The 16,486-nt window shown below is 60.1% G+C and carries 19 protein-coding genes; 10 read left to right on the forward strand and 9 right to left on the reverse strand.

Annotation, left to right across the window (positions count from 1 at the left end):
• The first annotated feature begins 63 nt into the window (after positions 1-63).
• From AB4N82_RS02475 to AB4N82_RS02485, 3 genes are all read left to right on the forward strand, one after another.
• The gene (locus tag AB4N82_RS02475) at positions 64-1,140 is read left to right on the forward strand and encodes a DUF748 domain-containing protein (RefSeq protein ID WP_032888766.1); all 1,077 of its coding nucleotides are present in this window, start codon (positions 64-66) and stop codon (positions 1,138-1,140) included.
• A gap of 122 nt (positions 1,141-1,262) precedes the next feature.
• Positions 1,263-2,108 carry an AAA family ATPase gene (locus AB4N82_RS02480; RefSeq protein ID WP_003210690.1) on the forward strand — a complete coding sequence of 282 codons (846 nt, stop codon included), beginning with the start codon at positions 1,263-1,265 and terminating at the stop codon, positions 2,106-2,108.
• Positions 2,108-3,286, forward strand: a complete 1,179-nt coding sequence (locus AB4N82_RS02485; RefSeq protein WP_095184104.1) for a vWA domain-containing protein — start codon at positions 2,108-2,110, stop codon at positions 3,284-3,286. The genes AB4N82_RS02480 and AB4N82_RS02485 overlap by 1 nt, the downstream gene beginning before the upstream one ends.
• Before the next feature lie 149 nt (positions 3,287-3,435).
• Here AB4N82_RS02485 and AB4N82_RS02490 read toward each other — a convergent pair whose 3' ends face one another.
• The 3 genes from AB4N82_RS02490 to AB4N82_RS02500 are packed head-to-tail and all read right to left on the reverse strand — an operon-like array spanning position 3,436 to position 5,782.
• The gene (locus AB4N82_RS02490) at positions 3,436-4,344 is read right to left on the reverse strand and encodes a 5-oxoprolinase subunit C family protein (RefSeq protein ID WP_122764923.1); all 909 of its coding nucleotides are present in this window, start codon (positions 4,342-4,344) and stop codon (positions 3,436-3,438) included.
• A complete protein-coding gene (gene pxpB / locus AB4N82_RS02495; protein WP_122764922.1) occupies positions 4,341-5,045 on the reverse strand; it encodes a 5-oxoprolinase subunit PxpB in 705 nt (234 codons plus the stop codon). Before pxpB ends, AB4N82_RS02490 begins: the two co-directional genes overlap by 4 nt.
• Positions 5,042-5,782: a 5-oxoprolinase subunit PxpA gene (locus AB4N82_RS02500; RefSeq protein WP_122764921.1), complete on the reverse strand. Its 741-nt coding sequence runs from the start codon at positions 5,780-5,782 to the stop codon at positions 5,042-5,044. Before AB4N82_RS02500 ends, pxpB begins: the two co-directional genes overlap by 4 nt.
• 177 nt (positions 5,783-5,959) lie before the next feature.
• Between AB4N82_RS02500 and AB4N82_RS02505 the strand changes: the two genes are divergently transcribed.
• On the forward strand, positions 5,960-6,874 hold the full coding sequence (locus tag AB4N82_RS02505; RefSeq protein ID WP_032888752.1) for a LysR family transcriptional regulator: 915 nt from the start codon (positions 5,960-5,962) through the stop codon (positions 6,872-6,874).
• Between the two features lie 123 nt (positions 6,875-6,997).
• On the opposite strand, the gene AB4N82_RS02510 is transcribed toward AB4N82_RS02505, so the two are convergent.
• The 3 genes from AB4N82_RS02510 to AB4N82_RS02520 are packed head-to-tail and all read right to left on the reverse strand — an operon-like array spanning position 6,998 to position 8,883.
• Complete coding sequence (locus AB4N82_RS02510; RefSeq protein WP_032888750.1) at positions 6,998-7,540, reverse strand: DUF2937 family protein; 543 nt, start codon at positions 7,538-7,540, stop codon at positions 6,998-7,000.
• An 11-nt stretch (positions 7,541-7,551) separates the two neighbouring features.
• Positions 7,552-8,328: a class II glutamine amidotransferase gene (locus AB4N82_RS02515; protein WP_460104317.1), complete on the reverse strand. Its 777-nt coding sequence runs from the start codon at positions 8,326-8,328 to the stop codon at positions 7,552-7,554.
• 21 nt (positions 8,329-8,349) lie between these two features.
• Entirely contained in the window at positions 8,350-8,883 is a 534-nt protein-coding gene (locus AB4N82_RS02520) for a hypothetical protein (protein WP_032888746.1), read from the reverse strand.
• A gap of 24 nt (positions 8,884-8,907) precedes the next feature.
• Between AB4N82_RS02520 and AB4N82_RS02525 the strand changes: the two genes are divergently transcribed.
• Both AB4N82_RS02525 and AB4N82_RS02530 read left to right on the forward strand, forming a co-directional pair.
• Complete coding sequence (locus tag AB4N82_RS02525) at positions 8,908-10,950, forward strand: S9 family peptidase (protein WP_122764920.1); 2,043 nt, start codon at positions 8,908-8,910, stop codon at positions 10,948-10,950.
• Positions 10,951-11,017: 67 nt separating this feature from the next.
• Positions 11,018-11,491, forward strand: coding sequence for a cyclic nucleotide-binding domain-containing protein (locus tag AB4N82_RS02530; RefSeq protein ID WP_032888741.1), 474 nt, complete (start codon positions 11,018-11,020; stop codon positions 11,489-11,491).
• On the opposite strand, the gene AB4N82_RS02535 is transcribed toward AB4N82_RS02530, so the two are convergent.
• Positions 11,488-11,766, reverse strand: a complete 279-nt coding sequence (locus AB4N82_RS02535) for a hypothetical protein (protein ID WP_032888738.1) — start codon at positions 11,764-11,766, stop codon at positions 11,488-11,490. The genes AB4N82_RS02530 and AB4N82_RS02535 overlap by 4 nt on opposite strands.
• A gap of 78 nt (positions 11,767-11,844) precedes the next feature.
• Here AB4N82_RS02535 and AB4N82_RS02540 point away from each other — a divergent pair, with 78 nt between their 5' ends.
• Positions 11,845-12,531 (forward strand): spermidine synthase, encoded by a 687-nt coding sequence (locus AB4N82_RS02540; protein WP_032888736.1) that lies wholly within the window; start codon positions 11,845-11,847, stop codon positions 12,529-12,531.
• Between the two features lie 131 nt (positions 12,532-12,662).
• Here the strand turns inward: AB4N82_RS02540 and AB4N82_RS02545 are convergent, their stop codons facing one another.
• Positions 12,663-13,583: a ParB/Srx family N-terminal domain-containing protein gene (locus AB4N82_RS02545; RefSeq protein ID WP_122752642.1), complete on the reverse strand. Its 921-nt coding sequence runs from the start codon at positions 13,581-13,583 to the stop codon at positions 12,663-12,665.
• 101 nt (positions 13,584-13,684) lie between these two features.
• Between AB4N82_RS02545 and AB4N82_RS02550 the strand changes: the two genes are divergently transcribed.
• The 3 genes from AB4N82_RS02550 (at position 13,685) to AB4N82_RS02560 (ending at position 15,113) form a co-directional block, all read left to right on the forward strand.
• Positions 13,685-14,059: a YajD family HNH nuclease gene (locus tag AB4N82_RS02550; protein ID WP_003210675.1), complete on the forward strand. Its 375-nt coding sequence runs from the start codon at positions 13,685-13,687 to the stop codon at positions 14,057-14,059.
• A gap of 168 nt (positions 14,060-14,227) precedes the next feature.
• On the forward strand, positions 14,228-14,695 hold the full coding sequence (locus AB4N82_RS02555; protein ID WP_003189607.1) for an RNA methyltransferase: 468 nt from the start codon (positions 14,228-14,230) through the stop codon (positions 14,693-14,695).
• A 67-nt stretch (positions 14,696-14,762) separates the two neighbouring features.
• Positions 14,763-15,113: a YgaP family membrane protein gene (locus AB4N82_RS02560; protein ID WP_122680196.1), complete on the forward strand. Its 351-nt coding sequence runs from the start codon at positions 14,763-14,765 to the stop codon at positions 15,111-15,113.
• 144 nt (positions 15,114-15,257) lie between these two features.
• Here the strand turns inward: AB4N82_RS02560 and AB4N82_RS02565 are convergent, their stop codons facing one another.
• Entirely contained in the window at positions 15,258-16,478 is a 1,221-nt protein-coding gene (locus AB4N82_RS02565) for a M61 metallopeptidase family protein (RefSeq protein WP_095184095.1), read from the reverse strand.
• Positions 16,479-16,486 lie beyond the last annotated feature (8 nt).

Consider the following 16,486-nt stretch of genomic DNA (forward strand, 5'->3'; position numbering starts at 1 on the left):
CAGTCAGAGGAACGTTGCTCGGCTCGCGGCAGTCCATGTTTTACCTGCAAGGAGAACTGCCCGATGAAACGTCGCTACAGCTGGCCACTATGGACCGTCGCCGGATTGCTGGTGGTCATGGTTGCCTTAAGCATCGCCCTGCCCTACTTAGTGCGTAATTATCTGAATGACAAGCTCGCCGACATGGGCGATTACCGAGGCCGAATTACCGACGTGGACCTGGCGCTGTGGCGCGGCGCCTACCGGATTAATGGCCTTGAGATCGTCAAGGTCGACGGCAAAGTGCCGGTACCGTTCGTCAAGGCGCCGCTGATCGACCTGGCGGTGAGCTGGCATTCGCTGTGGTACGACCATGCAGTGGTCGCCAAAATGCGTTTTATCGAGCCTGAAGTGAATTTCGTCGACGGCGGCGCTAACAAGCAGGCGTCCCAGACCGGTAAAGGCACCGACTGGCGCGAGCAGTTGAGCAAGCTGGCGCCGATCACCCTTGATGAAGTGCGTATCGAAGAGGGCAAGATTGCCTTCCATAACTTCAGTTCCAAACCGGTGGTGAAGATCGACGCGACCAACGTCAACGCCAGCTTCTATAACCTGACCAACGTCGTCGACGTCAAAGGCAAGCGCGACGCCCGCTTCGACGGCAAAGCTCTGCTGCAAGGCCAGGCCCCGCTGGAAGCCAGCGCCACCTTCGACCCGCTGAGCAATTTTGAGAACTTCGAATTTCGTTTCCGCGCCAAAGACCTGCAACTCAAGCGCATGAATGACTTTGCCTCGGCCTACGGTAAGTTCGACTTCAAGGCCGGCACCGGCGATGTAGTCATCGAAGCCCAGGCCGAAAAAGGCCAACTGACTGGCTATATCAAACCGCTGCTAAGGGATGTGCAGGTGTTTGACTGGCAGCAAGACGTGGAGAACAAGGACAAGAACATTTTCCGTTCGATCTGGGAGGCCGTGGTGGGTGCGAGCGAGACCGTGCTCAAGAACCAACAGAAAAACCAATTTGCCACCCGCGTCGAACTCAGTGGCAGCGTGCATCAGAAGGATGCCAGCGCGTTCTCTGCGTTTTTAGCGATTTTGCGCAATGGTTTTATCCAGGCGTTCAATGCGCGCTATGAACAGCCCAAACCCAGCGCAGATTAAAATATGGGAGGGGCAAGCCCCCTCCCACATTGGTCATTCAGAGACTGAATAACCCGTCTGCGTTCACAGTCGCCGGGGCTGCGCGGTATAGTCCCGGCATTGATGAATGCGAGGAAACACCGATGAAGTTCGAAGGCACCCAGGCCTATGTCGCTACCGATGACCTGAAACTGGCCGTCAACGCCGCCATCACCCTGGAGCGGCCGTTGCTGGTCAAGGGCGAACCGGGCACCGGCAAGACCATGCTCGCCGAGCAACTGGCCGAATCCTTCGGCGCCAAGCTGATCACCTGGCACATCAAATCCACCACCAAGGCCCATCAGGGCTTGTACGAGTACGACGCGGTCAGCCGCCTGCGTGACTCGCAGTTGGGCGTGGACAAGGTGCACGACGTGCGCAACTACCTGAAAAAAGGCAAGTTGTGGGAAGCGTTCGAATCCGAAGAACGGGTGATCCTGCTGATCGATGAAATCGATAAGGCCGACATCGAGTTCCCCAACGACCTGCTGCAAGAACTCGACAAGATGGAGTTCTACGTCTACGAAATCGACGAGACCATCAAGGCCAAGAAACGCCCGATCATCATCATTACCTCCAACAACGAAAAAGAGCTGCCGGATGCCTTCCTGCGCCGCTGCTTCTTTCACTACATCGCCTTCCCCGACCGCACCACCCTGCAAAAGATCGTGGATGTGCACTACCCCGACATCAAGAAGGACCTTGTCAGCGAAGCGTTGGACGTGTTCTTCGACGTGCGCAAAGTACCGGGCCTGAAGAAAAAGCCATCCACCTCCGAACTGGTGGACTGGCTCAAGCTGCTGATGGCCGACAACATCGGCGAAGCGGTGCTGCGCGAGCGCGATCCGACCAAAGCCATCCCGCCGCTGGCCGGTGCCTTGGTCAAGAACGAGCAAGACGTGCAACTGCTGGAGCGTCTGGCGTTCATGAGCCGTCGCGGTAATCGCTAATGTTGCTCAACCTGTTCAACGAGATGCGCGCCGCCAAGGTGCCGGTGTCCGTGCGCGAGCTGCTCGACCTGATCAACGCGCTCAAGCAGCGCGTGACCTTCGCCGACATGGACGAGTTCTACTACTTGGCCCGGGCGATCCTGGTCAAGGACGAGCGGCATTTCGACAAGTTCGACCGCGCGTTTGGTGCATATTTCAACGGCCTGGAAAAGCTCGACGACCATTTGCAGGCGCTGATCCCCGAAGACTGGCTGCGCAAGGAATTCGAGCGTTCGCTGAGCGATGAAGAACGCGCGCAGATCCAATCCCTTGGTGGCCTCGACAAGCTGATCGAGGAATTCAAAAAGCGCCTGGAAGAACAGAAAGAACGCCATGCCGGCGGCAACAAATGGATCGGCACCGGCGGCACCAGCCCGTTCGGCTCCGGCGGCTACAACCCCGAAGGCATTCGCGTCGGCGACGCCGGCAAGCGCCAGGGCAAGGCGGTGAAAGTCTGGGACCAGCGCGAGTACAAGAACCTCGACGACCAGGTTGAGCTGGGCACGCGCAATATCAAGATCGCCCTGCGCCGCCTGCGCAAGTTCGCGCGCCAGGGTGCGGCCGAAGAGCTGGACATCGACGGCACCATCGACCACACCGCCCGCGACGCCGGTTTGCTGAATATCCAGATGCGCCCGGAACGGCGCAACACCATCAAGCTTCTGTTGCTATTCGATATCGGCGGCTCGATGGACGCCCACGTGAAAATCTGCGAAGAGCTGTTCTCGGCCTGCAAGACCGAGTTCAAGCACTTGGAATATTTCTACTTCCACAACTTCGTGTACGAGTCGGTGTGGAAGAACAACCAGCGCCGCACCTCGGAGCGCACTTCCACTCAAGACCTGCTGCACAAGTACGGCGCCGACTACAAAGTGATCTTTATCGGCGATGCGTCGATGGCGCCGTATGAAATCACCCAGGCTGGCGGCAGCGTGGAGCACTGGAACGAAGAGCCAGGGTATGTGTGGATGCAGCGCTTCATGGCCAAGTACAAAAAGCTGATCTGGATAAACCCGTATCCCAAGGATACGTGGGGTTACACCGCGTCAACGGGGATTGTGCGGGAGTTGGTGGAGGATCAGATGTATCCGCTGACATTGCGCGGGCTGGAAGAAGGGATGCGCTTCCTCTCCAAATAAACGCCGACCCAAATAATGCAGGAGATCTAATGTGGGAGGGGCGGTGCGACGATTCGACTTGCTCCCGATAGCCGTGTTTCAGTCAACACATCAGTGACTGAAACATCGTCATCGGGAGCAAGCCCCCTCCCACATTTTAAATTGCGGGGTTATGTAAATCGGCGCAAATACTCGACATGCTGCCGATGCGCCGTTTCCTGGACCACCGGCACCAACCTCACCTTCTCTCCCGGTAAATACTGCGCCAGCCGCGCCAGCGACAAAGGCGTCAACGCCCCCAGACGCGGATAACCGCCAATGGTCTGCCGATCATTGAGCAACACAATCGGCTGCCCATCCGGCGGCACCTGGATGCCACCCAACGGGATACCTTCGGAAATCAGCGACGGCCCTTGGTACCGCAACGGCGTACCGAGCAAGCGCATGCCCATGCGGTCGGCGCGACTGTCCAGGGCCCAATCGGTATTGAAGGCATCGAACAGACTTTGGCCGCTGAACTGGCCGATTTGTGCACCGACGATCACATCCAGCGGCGCCTTGGCGGGCAACGCCTGTGCACTCAGCACTTTCATCGCGCCGCCCGTCCCGGAATAACCCAACCGCCCACCCTCGGCCAACGCCTTGCCGAAACCGTCCAGCCCACCCAATTCTTCTCGCACCACCGTCGCACAACTGCCCAGCACATCCGGCGCATCAAACCCGCCGGGTGCCGCCAGGTACGCCCGCGCACCGTTGAACGGCTGGGTAAAGCGCAAACGCTGGCCTTTTTGCAGGATAAAACTGCGTCCCGGACTGATAGGGCGTTCATCGACATACGCGCCCAGGTCCGCACCGGCCAAGGCCAGGAGGCAATACTCCTCGGCCTGCACGGTAAAGCCGCCGAGGGTGATTTCCACCACCGGTGCGTCCAGCGCATTGCCCAGCAGCCAATTGGCCCACGACATCGACACCCAATCCAGCGCGCCGCCCTGGGTCACGCCCAGGTGGCGTACGCCAAAACGACCGGCGTCCTGCAACAGGCACAGCGGCGTGCTGGCCTCGATGATCAAGCGGCTCATGCCTGCGCCTCCAACGGCGTGTCATCGCCACCCAGGTTGATAAATTCGGCACGACTGACCGCTTCGAAGCGCACCGTGTCGCCAGGTTGCATGAGGCTGTAGCCGTCTCGCGCGCGGTCGAACAGTTTGGCGGGGGTGCGACCGATCAGGTTCCAGCCACCCGGAGAAACCACCGGGTAAGCAGCCGTTTGGCGCTCGGCGATCCCCACACTGCCAGCCGCCACGCGTTTGCGCGGTGTGCTGAGGCGTGGGCTGGCGAGGACTTTGTCCACCAACCCCATAAAGGCAAAACCGGGGGCAAAGCCAAGGGCGAACACCTGATATTCGTGGGCGCTGTGGAGACGGATCACGTCGTCGACGGCCAGGCCACTGCGCTGGCTGAGTAAAGTCAGCTCCGGGCCGACGCTCAGGTCGTACCACACCGGCAGCACATGGCATTGACCGCTTCCCTGAGCCTGCGGCTGCAAGTCGGTGAGGGCGTGGTCGATCAGCTCTCGGGCCTGGGCAGGGCTCAGCGCGATGAGGTCGTAATGCACCATCAAGGTGGTGTAGGACGGCACCAGATCCACCAATGCAGCGCCGAACCCTTCTCGCAAGCGTTGCGCTGCGGCAAGCATCCACGGCATGTTGGCTTCTGCAATCGCATCGAACAGACGCACCATCAGGCAGTCGATGGCCACCACTTCAATCCGCGGCTTCATGCTGGCTTCAACGCCTCGCGGATACGCTGCACGGCAGCAATTGAACTGGCGTTGTCGCCATGCACGCACAGGGTATTGGCGTTTAGTATGAGGGCGCTGCCGTCGCTGGCCGTCAACGGCTCGCCACGAGAAATGGTCAGGGCTTGCTGGATGATCGTTTCGGCGTCGTGGTGCACAGCGCCGGGTAACTGGCGGGAAACCAAGTGGCCGTTGTTGTCGTAGGCGCGGTCGGCGAATGCTTCAAACCACAGGGTCACGCCATACTCATCGCCCAATGCCTGGGCTGCGCTGTTATCGCGAGTGGCCAGCAACATCAGCGGCAAGTCACCATAAGCGGCCACCGCCTCGATGACCGCACGCAGTTGTTTCGGGTTGGCCATCATGTCGTTGTACATGGCGCCATGGGGTTTGACGTAGCTGACGCGGCCGCCTTGGGCACGGCAAATGCCGTCGAGGGCGCCGATTTGGTAGTGCAGCAGATCCTGGATTTCCTGAGGGGTATAGGCCATGGAACGGCGGCCGAAGCCTTGCAAATCCTGGTATGCCGGGTGCGCCCCCACCTGCACGCCATGCTTGAGCGCCAAGCTAACGGTTTTGCGCATGATGCTTGGGTCGCCGGCATGAAAGCCGCAGGCCACGTTGGCGCAATCAATGAACGGCATGACCTCGGCGTCCAGACCCATGGTCCAGTTACCAAAGCTTTCGCCGATATCGCAATTCAGTAAAAGACGGCTCACGGTCTGGCGCTCCTGTAGGACTTATTTTTTTGCAGTGTGGGATTTTTAACGCAGAACGTGCAACCTGTCCTGACACCCCCACGACGCTCATCGTGGAATACGCTCGATTTTTGGCGCTTGCCCGGTACGGCGTCCAACTAATAAAAACCGATCCATGCATAAGAAAAAGTTGATCCCATGAATTTGAAGTTCCTCGAAACCTTCGTCTGGGTGGCCAAGCTCAAGAGCTTTCGCCTGACTGCCGAGAAGCTGTTCACCACCCAGGCCTCGATCTCCAGCCGCATCGCCGTGCTGGAAAGCGAGCTGGGGGTGAAACTGTTTTTGCGTGATTCTCGAGGCGTAAGCCTGACCCCGGAAGGCTTGAAGGTGCTCGATTATGCCGAGCAGATGATGGTGACCATGCGGGGCCTGAAGCAGTCCCTGGAGACCACCAGCAGCAAGGTCGGGCGCATTCGGATCGGCGCGATGGACACGGTGATTCACACTTGGCTGAGCCCGTTGGTGGCGGAACTGATGGACCATTTCCCCTTGGTCGAAATCGAATTGGTCGCTGATACCGCGCTTAACCTCAGCGATCAGCTGCAAAAAGGCTTCCTTGACCTGATCCTGCAAACCGACCTGCTGCGCCTGGAAACCGTGCGCAGCCTGGAACTGTGCAGCCATCCCATGGCCTGGATCGTCGCCAGCCAATCGATCTACAACCGCGACTACGCCTCCCTCGCCGAACTGGCTCAGGAGCGGATCATCACCTACTCGAAAAACTCGCACCCACATCAGGATGTGCTGAGCCTGATGCAGGCCAACGGCGTGGCCGCGCCAAGGATGAACTGTGTGAATTCGGTGTCTGCGATTACGCGGTTGTTGCGCGATGGATTCGGCATTGGCGCACTGCCGCCGGTGCTGGTTAGTGAGGAACTGGCGCGCGGGGAATTGGTAATGTTATCGATGGCGCAGAAACTGCCTAACCTGCAGGTGGTGGTGTCGTGGCGTGTGGGGGTGGAGTTGGTGGAGGAGATTGTCGGGCTGTGCCAGAAGGTCGTTGCCCGCTATGCCGAGGAAGTCGGCGAAGAGCGGATGGTGCTGGCCCCCTGACGAAACCCGGTTAAAACTGTGGGAGGGGGCTTGCTCCCGATAGCGGTAGGTCAGTCAATACTTCAGGTACTGACCCACCGCTATCGGGAGCAATCCCCCTCCCACATTTGACCGAGTTGGGCGTTAGAGACCTTTCAGGTCCCGCTCTTCAATCGGCCGGCTCTGGCGCAGGCGCTTGCCGCCCAACACGACCCAGTCGATCAGGCGGAACAGGCATTCCAATCCAAACGACAGCAGCATCGCCCCGCCCAATCCCCAACCCATGGCTTCTGGGGTCAGGAGGATCTGGTAGCTGTAACCGTTCCAGGTTTCCTGGCGGATATCCGGGTCGGCGGCCACCGCCACTTGCAACGCGCGGATGTACCACGGGCCTTGCATGGCCTGAAATTGTTTGTCCAACGCAACTTGGCGATCAAGCATGGCGCCCAGGCTGTTGGCGTCGCTCTGGAAAACCGGGTCGTCACTGGCGCGGTAATGCGCGACCAACGCCTTCAAATCACCGTTGAAGAACTGCCGCGCGGTGGTTTCAAACCCGCTCAGCCCCGTCTGGGCCTCTATCAAGTGGGCTTCGACGCGCTTGGCGTAATCGTTGATAAATCCCGGCACTTGCACGCCGACCAACAGGCCAATGGCAAACAGCACCAACCGCAGATAGCTGAGCAACATGGTCGATATCCTTACTCAGTAATGCCCTGGCTGACGCATTCACCGCGTCGCCACAGGCTCCATTGGCCCGGTTCGTAACGGGTCCAGTTTTCGTTGTCGGTCAACGGTTCGGTGGCGATTACCGTCACTACATCATTGGGTGTGGTTTCGGCCTGAAAATCGACGATCACGTCGACATCTTTCAAGCGCGCCGGACCGAACGGGGCACGCCGGGTGATCTGCGCCAATTTGGTCGAGCAGTAGCAAAACAACCAGTCGCCATCGCTGAGCAGGCAGTTGAACACGCCTTTGCTGCGGTATTCGGCACAGGCGGCGATCAGGTCCGGCAGCATCTGTTCGATGTCCACCGGCTCGGGGAAGGCTTCGCGCACGCGGTTGAGCAAGTCGCAAAAGGCCGCTTCGCTGTCGGTATCGCCGACCGGGCGGTAGAAGGTGGCGCGGGCGTTGAAGTCCGCCAGTTGGCCGTTATGGGCGAAACACCAGTTGCGGCCCCACAGTTCGCGCACGAACGGGTGCGTATTGGCCAAGCTCACCTTGCCCACGTTGGCCTGGCGGATATGGCCGATCACCACTTCGCTCTTGATGGGATAACGCTGCACCAGCAGCGCGACTTCCGATTCACTGCTGGCGGCCGGGTCCTGGAACAGACGCAGACCACGGCCTTCGTAGAAAGCGATGCCCCAACCGTCGCGGTGGGGGCCGGTGCGCCCACCGCGCTGCATCAGCCCGGTAAAGCTGAACACGATATCGGTGGGGACGTTGGCACTCATGCCCAATAATTCACACATGCCAGGGCTCTCGCTGCAACGTTAAAGGCGCGGTTCGACCCGCATGCCACTGACAGGCGCCGGACGGCGGAATGGCTCGTCGTCTTCTTCCGCCGGCTCAGCGGCCAGGGCTGCATCGGTGGCAGCCTGGCGCTCACGACGCGCATTGGCGGCGCGCTCGATGGGCCAGCGGATCAACACAATCACCAGGTACACGCCAAAGGCGATCATGGTGTACATGAACAAATCGGAAATAGCCCGCCAGGCGTTATTGCCGACCTTGAGCACCAGGTCCAGGGCGGTAATTGCCACGGCCGGCGCGAACTGAGTCTTGACCGGGTCTACGATGGTCGGGCTGAACAGCAACACGGCCATCAGCAATTGCAGCGGCTCGCGCAACCAGCGCCACATCCAGCGCGTCATGCGCCACCACACCAACAGGCAGCCCAAAGCGGCGAAGGCGTAAAGGCCCCAAGCGGTCAGATAGTCGTTCTCGGTCATGGTGTCCATGGCAAGGTAGGCAAACAGGCGGCTATGATAACGGCTTTTGCGTGTCGCGGCTGCAAAGCCTGCCACCGTCCGCCAGATAGAGAATAATCCATGCCTGTATCGACGCCCCCGATTGCCCGAAAGGCCCCCGGCCAAGACCCTTACGCCTGGCTGCAAGAACGCGACAGCGCTGAAGTACTCGATTACCTCAAGGCCGAAAACGCCTGGCAGGAAGCCCAGCTCGCCGATCAGGCAGCCTTGCGCGAAAGCCTGTTTGAAGAGATCAAGGGCCGCATTCTCGAAACCGACCTGTCCCTGCCCTCGCCGTGGGGCCCGTACCTCTATTACACCCGCACCACCGCCGGTGACGAGTACGCCCGTCACTACCGCTGCCGCCGTCCGGCCGATGACAGCAACGTGGTGGACGACAGCAGCGAAGAGCTGTTGCTGGACCCGAACGAACTGGCCAACGGTGGCTTTTTCTCCCTCGGCGCATTCAGCATAAGCCCCGACCACAATCGCCTGGCCTACAGCCTGGACACCACCGGCGAAGAGATCTACACCCTGTTCGTGAAGGAATTGGCAACCGGCAAGGTCAGCGAACTGGAGTTCCAGGACTGCGACGGCAGCATGACCTGGGCCAACGACAGCCTGACCCTGTTCTTCGGCGAACTGGACGAAACGCACCGCCCCCACAAACTGTATCGCTATCGCCTGGACGGCACGGCGGCGCAGGAAGTGTTCCATGAGCCCGACGGACGTTTCTTCCTGCATTGCTACCGTTCTAGCTCCGAGCGCCAGTTGCTGGTGGCCCTGGGCAGCAAGACCACTAGCGAAGTCTGGGCCCTGGACGCCAACCAACCGCAGCAGGATTTCACCTGCCTGGCGCCACGGGTCGACGATCACGAATACGATGTCGACCACGGCCAACTGAATGGCGCCTGGACTTGGTTTATCCGTAGCAACCGTGATGGCATCAACTACGCCCTGTTTGTCGCAACCGACATTGGCGACGTGCCGACCGAGGATGAGTGGCAGAACCTGATCCCCCACAGCGATGAGGTGATGCTCGACGGCGTCAGCCTGAACACCAGCGCCATGACCTTAAGCCTGCGCATCGGCGGCCTGCCGGTGATCGAAGTGCACCCCGAGGGCCTGCCTGCCTATCGCGTGGAATTACCTGACGCCGCCTACAGCCTCTACGTACAGAACAGCCTGGAATTCGTCAGCGACAAGATCCGCCTGCGCTACGAAGCCCTCAACCGTCCGGCCCAGGTGCGTCAGTTGGAGCTGGCCAGCGGTACGCAACAGGTACTCAAGGAAACCCCGGTGCTGGGCGTGTTCAACGCCGACGATTATGTGAGCCAGCGCCTGTGGGCCACCTCCGCCGATGGTGCTCAGGTGCCGATCAGCCTGGTGGTCAAGCGCGACCAACTCGGCAAAACCACACCGCTGTACCTTTACGGCTACGGCGCCTACGGTTCGAGCCTCGACCCATGGTTCTCCCACGCACGCCTGAGCCTGCTTGATCGCGGCGTGGCGTTTGCCATCGCGCATGTGCGTGGCGGCGGCGAACTGGGTGAAGCCTGGTACCGCAATGGCAAGCAGGAACACAAGCAGAACACCTTCAGCGACTTTATCGCCTGCGCCGAACACCTGATCGCTCAAGGCCTGACCACCTCCAAGCAGCTGGCCATCAGCGGCGGCAGTGCCGGTGGCCTGTTGATCGGTGCGGTGCTCAACCAGCGTCCGGCGCTGTTCCACGCGGCGATTGCCGAAGTGCCGTTCGTTGATGTGCTCAACACCATGCTCGACCCGGAGCTGCCGTTGACCATCACCGAGTACGACGAATGGGGCAACCCAGAGGAGCCCGAGGTGTACGAGCGCATCAAGGCCTACGCGCCGTACGAAAACGTCCAGGCCCAGGCCTACCCGCACATGCTGGTGATCGCCGGCTACAACGACAGCCGCGTGCAGTATTGGGAAGCGGCCAAGTGGGTGGCCAAGCTGCGTGACACCAAGACCGACGACAACCTGCTGTTGCTCAAGACCGAACTGGGCGCCGGCCATGGTGGGATGAGCGGTCGTTACCAAGGATTACGTGACGTAGCGCTCGAATATGCATTTGTGTTCAAGGCGCTGGGGTTGATTTAGGAACTTAGCGCGGCGGGCCTGTCTGAACACAGGACCGCCTACTGATTGATGGACCAAGATTGCAGCCATGGCACTACCGACGCTAATGAATACCGAAATCCGCGACATGCTCATGGACTGCGGCCTGTTCGACCCTTTGTTGCCGGAAGATTTTCACGTCGCCGCCGGCTACTTCAATATCAGCAGCATTGCCCAGGACGAAGCGATCTTCCTCGAAGGCGATGCCGGCACCTTCATGTGCATCATCCACAGCGGCCAGGTGGCGGTGCAGAAAACCAATCACGACGGCCAGCGCCTGACCATCGCCACTCTGCGCAGCGGCCGGGCTTTCGGTGAGATGGCAGTACTCGACGGCGAGCGTCGCTCCGCCAGTTGCGTGGCTGCCAGTGATTGCGTGCTGTTGAACCTGGGCAAGGACTCCCTGGAAAAGATGCTCAACGAAACCCCGCGGGTGGCCGCGAAGATCATCCGCGCGATTGCGATAGCCCTGTCCAAGCGCCTGCGCATGGCTGATGGGCAGTTACTGTCGCAACAGTTTTAACCGCCGGGGGTCTTTGGTTTGCTGTCGTTCTGCTGCAGGCCGGGCACCGTCTGGTCCTTCGGTGGCGTCGGTAACACGATGGGCGCCAAGGGCGGCGAGCCGTTGGTCTTGGGCAGCGCTGGCGGGCTGACTTGGGGATACAGCGTCGGCGTCGGCGTGCCCGGTGCACCGGGGGTTGGCGCGGGCGCGACCGGTACGGTTTGCAACTCCTGAGCCTGCGCCGCACCCAATGCGAGCGCGCTCAACACAATGACCGTTAGAATGCTGCACTTCATCGATGGCTCCATGGCCTGACCGGAATGTCGTAAGGCTACTCCCAACCGCGCAAGAATGCCCTTCCCAATGAGATTTCCATGAAACGTTTCGTTCTGCTGGACACCACCCCGATCCCCGACAACGGCGGTGCCTTGTGCCTGTTCGAATACGGCGAGGATTTTGTCATCAAGATCCAGGGTGGTGACGGCGGCCAGTTGATGAACACGCGCATGCACGGCTCCGAAGATGCGCTGGCAGAAATTCCCTGCCGCAAAGTTGCCGGTCGTCCTGATTCACGGGTGCTGATTGGTGGTTTGGGCATGGGCTTTACCCTGGCCTCGGCCCTCAAGCATTTGGGCAAGACTGCCGAAGTGGTTGTCGCCGAACTGGTGCCGGGCGTCGTGGAATGGAACCGTGGGCCGCTGGGGGAAAAATCCGGGCGCCCACTGCTGGACCCGCGCACCGTGATCCGCATGGAAGACGTGGCCAAGGTGCTGCAAGCCGAGCCCCAAGGCTTTGACGCGATCATGCTCGACGTCGACAACGGCCCCGAAGGGCTCACGCAAAAGGCCAACAGCTGGCTCTACTCTGCCGGTGGCCTGGCCGCCTGCGCCAAAGCCTTGCGGCCCAAGGGCGTGCTGGCGGTGTGGTCAGCGAGTGCCGACAAGCTATTCAGCGACAAACTGCGCAAGGCCGGTTTCAAGGCCGAGGAAGTGCAGGTATTTGCCCATGGCAACAAGGGCACCCGACACACCATCTGGATTGCGGAGAAGCTCAAGGGCTGAGCACCATTAACCAAACCACTGGAGATCCAATGTGGCAGGGGGCTTGCCCCTGATAGCGGTGGTTCAGTCAAAACATTTGGTGACTGACACTACGCTATCGGGGCAAGCCCCCTGCCATATTTTGATCCCTGTCAGTTGTGGGATTTGCGGTAGTCGATCACGTACGGGACTTTTTTGTCGAAGGTCTTCTGCAGCTCATCGCGATCCAGTTGGGTCATCCCACCCAGTTGCTGGGCGGTAAAACCGCTGCCTCCCACCGGTGATCCCGGCGCCAGGCTGACCATGCGCTTGGCGACTGCTTCGATCGCATCCTTGTAGCCGCCTTTTTTGTCCAGGTTGTACTGGCCCAGATCAATCTGCGTGCGCAGCCAGTTACCCCAATAGAACTCCAGGAATTCCGGGGCGATCTCGCCGCCATCCGGTTTGCCATAGGCGGCCTTGCGGGTGAAATACACCAGGCTGCGGAAGGTGTCGTCCTGAAGATTCTTGAAGCCCAGGTGAGCAGGCAGTTGCGTAGGCGGCAGGGTCTGGCCCCGATTGTCCTTGAGCCAGACCTTGCGCGCCGCTTCCATACGCTGCCAGAAGGTGGCGAGGTCTGGGCTGTTGCTGAAATCGTCAGTCACCTTGACCCACATTTTCAACTGAGGGCCGCCACCCGGCGTTTGCCAAAGGGTGGTGAAACTGTGGTGACCGTCGGTCAGGTACAACTGGCCACCAGGGCCGACCACCACGGTTTTCATGTCCTCGGGATGAGTGCCTACCGGGTCTTTGCACGTGAAACTGGAAGGTGCAAGCAGGCTGGCGTTCTTGGGCACCTTGTCGGCCTCGCCCTGGCCGTTGGTTTCGCAGTATTCATCGAAGGCTTTGGTGGGTTTGTCGGCGAACAGCCCGAGGCTGTAGTAGATCTGGTCGAAACCCACCACGGCCTGGGTCGGGTGCAACTGTTCAAGGGTGACCTCAATCACCTGCCCGGGCTTGGGCGTCGAAAACGCTTGGGTTTGAGCCGCCAGCGCGCAGAAAAGCAGTGCAATTGTCCATGTGTACCAACGCATAGGTTTCAGATCCTTGTGAAATGAATGAACCGATACTACAAACGCCCGCCGACGGCTAGAATCAACGTTATCCGTGACCCACAAAATAGCCAGGAGCCATGATGAGCTCGACCAACCCGCCCTCCCACACCGCCAAGCTGGACCGCATCCTCGCCGATGCCCAGCGCGACCGGGAAATGGGCTACCGCGACAAAGCCCTCAAGATGTACCCCCACGTGTGCGGCCGCTGCGCCCGTGAATTCGCCGGCAAGCGCCTGAGCGAACTCACCGTACACCACCGCAACCACAATCATGATGACAACCCTCAGGACGGCTCCAACTGGGAGTTGTTGTGCCTGTACTGCCACGACAACGAACACTCGCGCTACACCGATCAGCAGTACTTCGGCGAAGGCTCCACCAGCAGCCCGACGATTGCCAAGGCCACGCATAACCCGTTTGCGGCGCTGGCGGGGTTGATGAAGAAAGACGACTGAAGAGTGTTGTCGCCTGTCCTGGCATCATCGGGAGCAAGCCCCCTCCCACATTTGAAAGTGTTCACAACTCAAAATGTGGGAGGGGGCTTGCTCCCGATAGCGTTAGCCCAAGCAATACATCACCTTCAAGCCGTATAATCGCCGCTTTTCTCCAAGGCACCCTTCCCCGTGGGCAATAAACGCTACAGCTGCATCGGTCTGTATAACCCCAAATCCCCCGAAAACGTCGGCTCGGTCATGCGTGCCGCCGGTTGCTACGGCGTGGCCTCGGTGTTCTACACCGGCGTGCGTTACGAGCGCGCCCGGGACTTCATCACCGACACCAAGAAGGTCCATCACGATATTCCGCTGATCGGCATCGATGACCTGAAAAAAATCCTGCCCCTGGGCTGTATCCCCGTCGCCGTGGAACTGGTGGAGGGCGCCCGTCCCCTGCCCGAGTACACCCACCCCGACCGCGCGCTGTATATCTTCGGCCCGGAAGACGGCTCGCTGGATAAGGAGATCCGGGACTGGTGCGAAGACGTGGTCTACATCCCGACCACCGGCTGCATGAACTTGGCCGCCACGGTCAACGTGGTGCTCTATGACCGCCTGGCCAAGGGCAACAACACCCGTTCGGGCCCCAAGTATTGATTTTTTGGGAACATCCGACGCCCGCCAGCAGTCAGCTACTTACACTTGCCCTTGTTGGAGACAGATCATGAGCGACAGCAAAAACGTGCGACCTATCATCGAGCACACGCCCTTCCAGAGCCAGCCGACGCAAAACGTCCACGGCTGGGAACGCATCGGCTCGGTGGCCGGTGGCGTGATAATGCTCGGCAAAGGCCTGCGCCGTGGCGGGATTTTCGGTTTGATCCAGGTGGCGATTGGCGGTGTGGCACTGGCCCGTGGTTTTACCGGGCACAGCTCGCTCAAGGACAAGCTGGAACAGGGTCGCCAGGAAATGAACAGCGTGCGTACGAAGATCGAGCGTGCGGGTGCAGAGCTGAAAAACCTGAAGACCAAGGCTGAAGTGGCGGCTGAGAAAGCTGTGAAAACCACAGGCTGAACCTGGCTTTCGGTAGGTTAGAGATCCAAAAGTGGGAGGGGGCTTGCTCCCGATAGCAGAATGTCAGTCAGCACATGTTGTGACTGAATCAGCGCTATCGGGAGCAAGCCCCCTCCACATGTTGATTGATGCAGAGGTTGAAAATCAGCGCAGTAGCTTGGTATCCAGCACCACCGACGACTCGCCAATAATGCTCTCAGCCAGCTGCACGAACTCCGCCGTCGTAATGCTGTTCGCCCGCATCACCGCTTGCGCGAGGTCATCCAGCGAGCGTTTATTATGGGTTTTCACCCGAATCTCGCTGTCCAGCTCCTGCAATATCACCACTGCCCGCGACACGGTTGCACCACTGACATGCTCGCCGCGTAGCGTCGTGACATCTTTGCCCTCCTTGCTCAACCGCGCCTGTATCGCCTGATACCGCTCATCGGTGATCCCACCGGCACGGCGCACCAGTTCGATGGCGTAATACTCCCCAAGCCCTTCGCTGATCCAGTCACTGGTGTCGTGATCGTTGAAACGTCCAATCGCCTGCACTACTTCACGAATCAACGGGCTGCTGCCGTTTTCGCTGACCAGCGGTGTGCGGCTGTTGAGGTAGATCGAGTCATGCGCCGAGAACACGCCACGGCGCATCGGATCACTGGCGCCCACCACCAACAGCTTTGCCGGATGACGCGGGAACGCGGCTTCGACCTGGGGCCAGACAAAGGTCAGCAACGTCAGCACGTCCATGCGGCGCATGGCCTGACCCTTGGGCGACGCCACGGTGACTTCGGTTTCGCCCAGGCGCACGCGGCGACTGCCAAGCGTGCCCGCGAGCATCCAGCCGGTGGGCCGGTCGAACAGGCGGGAAACGTTGTCGATGCGAAATTTATTCTTGCCGATACGGGGCCAGGCGGTTTCGACGCTTTTCCAGCCCGCAGGCAATTCGAACACCAGGCGCGAGATCAACTCGACGCCGTCCTGCTGGTCGAGCCGCGCGGTCGGCACCAGGTCTTCGCCGCGAAACAGCGCCCAACTCGCAGTCATACGTGCTTCATAGCTGCCCGGCTTGCGCGCCTGGGTGAGGTGCACGCGATAGGTCAGACTGGCCTTGTCGGCGCTGGGCTGCCACACGCCCCGCTGGCCACTGACCTTCCACTGGCCGTCGGCCTTGAAGTCGCTGTAACTGCCTGCCGGGCCCAGGTCAAAGTCCAGGCTGCGCACGGCCGAGCCTTGTGACAGGCTCAGGCGTACTTCAGCCTGATCGCTCTGGGGCAGCAATTTAACGTGATAATCCAGGTCGACTTTCCTGGCGCACCACGCAGGCATGCTCAGCGCCAGCAGCACCAGGCATGCCGCCAGCTGGGTTCCCACCTTCATACACACTC

The organism is Pseudomonas sp. H1_D04, from assembly GCF_054683855.1.